Source organism: Rhodoluna sp. (genome assembly GCF_049276775.1).
In the GTDB taxonomy this organism is placed as follows: domain Bacteria; phylum Actinomycetota; class Actinomycetes; order Actinomycetales; family Microbacteriaceae; genus Rhodoluna.
The window spans coordinates 1-3,890 of sequence record NZ_JBASXC010000113.1; the positions used below are offsets into that span (position 1 = coordinate 1).

At 51.8% G+C, this 3,890-nt stretch carries 4 protein-coding genes; all 4 read right to left on the bottom strand.

The annotated features are described in order from the left end of the window. Positions 1 to 76: 76 nt before the first annotated feature. Positions 77 to 802 (bottom strand): ABC transporter ATP-binding protein, encoded by a 726-nt coding sequence (locus WAO31_RS06750; protein WP_509591778.1) that lies wholly within the window; start codon positions 800 to 802, stop codon positions 77 to 79. Positions 803 to 805: 3 nt separating this feature from the next. Continuing rightward, positions 806 to 1,711 (bottom strand): ABC transporter ATP-binding protein, encoded by a 906-nt coding sequence (locus WAO31_RS06755; RefSeq protein WP_509591780.1) that lies wholly within the window; start codon positions 1,709 to 1,711, stop codon positions 806 to 808. Next, entirely contained in the window at positions 1,701 to 2,681 is a 981-nt protein-coding gene (locus tag WAO31_RS06760; protein ID WP_509591783.1) for a branched-chain amino acid ABC transporter permease, read from the bottom strand. Before WAO31_RS06760 ends, WAO31_RS06755 begins: the two co-directional genes overlap by 11 nt. Positions 2,682 to 2,690: 9 nt before the next feature. Beyond that, positions 2,691 to 3,890, bottom strand: a 1,200-nt coding sequence (locus tag WAO31_RS06765) for a branched-chain amino acid ABC transporter permease (RefSeq protein ID WP_509591786.1), incomplete at its 5' end; no start/stop codon positions are given.

Sequence of the window (3,890 nt, forward strand, 5' to 3'; positions counted from 1 at the left end):
CAAGTAAGTAGAAAACTAAAAACCCCCGGGAGAAATCCCGGGGGTTTTTTCTTAGCTAAATTTCTTGTTTATTTTCTCACTCACCCAGAGTGCCAAGGTAAAGGCCAATAACTTTAGGGTCATTCAGAAGCTCGCGTCCGGTACCAACGACCGCATCCTTGCCTTGATCCAAGACGTAGGCGCGGTCAGATATCTGAAGACAGCGGCGGGCATTTTGCTCCACCATAATTGTGGTCACACCGGCCTTGTTGATTTCAGAAACTCGGATAAATGCCTCATCCTGACGCACCGGTGACAACCCAGCCGATGGCTCGTCAAGAAGCAGCACCTCTGGATTCATCATCAGCGCACGACTCATTGCAACCATTTGGCGCTCGCCTCCCGAAAGCGACCCAGCTCGCTGCTTCAGGCGCTTACCTAACTCGGCAAAGATGCCCGTCACAAACTCGAGGCGCTCGTTGTAGGTTGCAGGTTTCTGGAAAAGGCCCATCTGAAGGTTCTCTTCGATTGTCAAGGACGGAAATACGTTGTTGTTTTGGGGCACAAACCCAATCCCCTTGGCTACCAATTCGTTAGCTTTCACATTGGCGATAGATTCGCCATTTAGCAAAATTTCACCTTCGCGAACCTTCACGAGACCAAAAATTGCCTTTAGAAGAGTCGACTTTCCAGCTCCATTAGGCCCGATGATCCCAACCAGCTCACCCTGGTCGGCAAAAAAGTTAGCACCATTCAATATGTTTACGCCTGGAAGATAGCCGGCAACTAGGTCCTTAGTTTCAATTACTGGAGTCTTTGCCATTGGTTACTTCTTTCCTTTTTTTGGAAGTGTGATTCTCCCGGTGATGGTTCCTAGGTCCGTATCTTGGTGAGAACCCAGGTAAGCGTCTATTACTGCTGGATTTTTCATGACGTCTTCAGCTGGACCTTCCGCTACGACCTTACCCTCGGCCATAACAACAACCCAATCGGCGATGTGACGGACCATTTGCATGTCGTGCTCAACAAACAAGACCGTCATACCCTCATTCTTAAGAGCTAACACGTGATCGAGAAGTGACTGAGTCAGGGCAGGGTTTACTCCAGCCATTGGCTCATCAAGCATCACAAGAACAGGGTCTGTCATTAGGGCCCTGGCCATCTCCAAAAGCTTTCGCTGACCGCCGGAGAGGCTGGCCGCGTAGTCATCCTTTTTCGTGTCGAGCTTGAATCTCTTCAGCAGCTCCAAGGCCTTGGCTTCGATTTCTGCCTCTTTTGGTTTCCAGAGGAATGGAAAAATAGAGTAAAGCAGCTTCTCACCCCTTTGGTCCTTAGCGCCCAGCTTCATGTTCTCCAAAACAGTAAGCAAGCTAAGTGCCTTAGTGAGCTGGAATGTTCGGACCTGCCCCATCTGGGCAACTTTGAACGCTGCAATACCGGCAAGGGATTTGCCCTCGAACGTCCAGCTACCGGTATCTGGCTTGTCAAAGCCAGTCAACAGGTTGAAGAGCGTAGTCTTGCCGGCACCGTTGGGGCCTATAAGTGCTGTGATGGCACCCCTGGGTATCTCGAGGTGCTCAACGTCAACGGCCGTTAGTCCACCGAAGTGGCGAGAGACGCCGTCCATTGTGACGATCGGGTCTACCTTGGCAACTCCAGGTCGTATTTCCCCCTTGTGAAGGCCGGTAGTTTTCCGTGCGGCCTTGCCCGGTGTCTTTGCGCTACTTGACAAAGGTCAACTCCTTCTTGTTCCCAAGAATTCCTTGAGGACGATAGATGACTAGCAGCATCAGACCCACACCAACCAGGATGAACCTGATTGTGGAGGCTTGGATACTGCTCATGAATGGAATAAGTCCGCTAGAAACTAGCTGGGGTAGAACATTGGATAGGAATGATTGAAGAACCCAGAAGATGACGGCTCCAAGCACCGGACCAAAGATGGTTGCGGCACCTCCCAATAGAAGCGCTGTCCAAACAAAGAATGTCAACGAGGTCACGTAGACGCTCGGGCTGACAGAGGACGGCAAAGCGTAAATGACTCCACCCATTGAACCAAACAAGCCACCAATAATTAGTGCCTGCATCTTGTAGGCGAACACATTTTTACCGAGGGCTCGAACAGCGTCTTCGTCTTCGCGAATACCCTTGATGACTCGACCCCAAGGGCTCTTCATTAGAAGGAGCAATAGGAATACACAGACCACCAAGACAAGCAGGCCGACAACCAGAACCCACAACTCGAGGTTGTTATAGGTCCAAGGTCCGAAACCATAGGTTCCTTCCGGGAATGGGTTGGCAGCTCTGAAGCTGTTGTGGTAGCCGAATAGACCGTCCGCACTTCCCGTTACATCAATGAATGCGGTGGTGAGGAATAGCAATCGCAGGATTTCTGCCGCCGCAATTGTAACAATGGCGAGGTAGTCTCCTCGAAGTCGAAGTGTGGGCATTCCCAAAATAAAAGAAAAGATAACCGAGGCAACCAGGCTTACCAAGATGCCCTGCCACCACTCAAAACCGAAGGTCAGAATTGAGATTGCGTAGCCGTATGCTCCGATAGCCATGTAACCTGCGATACCGAAGTTCAATAGGCCTGCGAAACCGAAGTGCATCGCAAGGCCCAGAGCAGCTAGGGCGAAGGCCATAGTTGCTGGGCTGAAGAAACCCTGAGCGGTATTTGAAAGAATTGCTGACCAGTCCATGAGTTTTCCCTAACCTATTCGTTCTTTTCGCCCGAGGATGCCTTGAGGCCTGACTAGCAGAATCACGATCAAAACGACCAACGCTCCTACGTACTTCAGATCCGATGGAATGACAAGGCTTGAAACTTCGACCAACATACCCACCACCAGTGCCCCAAGTAGAGCTCCGAAGGCGGTTCCGAGGCCTCCCAGAGTCACTGCCGCAAAGATAAGAAGCAGGATCTGCATCCCCATGTCCCACTTGATGCCTGGGCGGAAGTAAGCCCAGAGCACTCCGGCAAGGCCGGCAAGTCCTGCTGCCACAATCCAAACAATTCGAATCACCTTGTCAACGTCAATACCCGAAGCAGCTGCCAAATCGGGGTTGTCCGAGATCGCACGGGTAGCTTTACCGGTCTGGGTGTTCAGTAGCCACCAAGCGAAAATGATTATTACAAACAGGCTTAAGACCATACTTGTCACGTCAATCACGCTCAACGAAGTCGCGCCAAAGATCTTAATCTTTGGAGAGTCAAACCCGGGAAGCTGATTGGTTGCTCCACCAACAAAGAACTGGAAGGTGTATCGCGCAGCGAGTGAGAGACCGATTGAAACAATCATCAACTGGACGAGTCCAAGACCGCGCCTTCTAAGCGGCCTCCAAAGTCCAGAGTCCAGACCCCAACCCATAGCTCCGCTCAAAACCACGGCAGCCGGAATTGCAATCCAAATTGGGAGCGCCAAAACGCTGCTCACGAAAAACGCAGCGAGGGCTCCGAAGGTAACCATCTCGGCGTGAGCAAAGTTTGACAATCCAGTTGTTCCAAACACCAGCGACAGTCCAACCGCGGCAAGCCCAAGCATCAGACCAAAGTTCAATCCGTAAATTATTCGGGCGATGATCTGATCTAGGAGGCTGACTACGATTCGCTCGCCTTCTCCAATAAAGAAGTTCTTGGTGACCGCTCCCGACGGACCGATTTCAACGGACTGCTCGGCGCCACCTTCCTCGATAACGGCGATGCCGTCCGGAAGGGTGTTTTGGTCAAGGGAGACGCTATATCCGGTCTTCTCTGGGACCCCGATTAGCCACTTACCGTCGGAGTCAGTGACGGTCTCGGCGGTATATCCGCCGCCCGAAACTACGATTCGAACGCCCTCGAGGGGGGTTCCTTCGTTTTTGACGTTTCCCTGAACCCGGTAGGGAAGCTCTGTGCCGACTTCATCAGC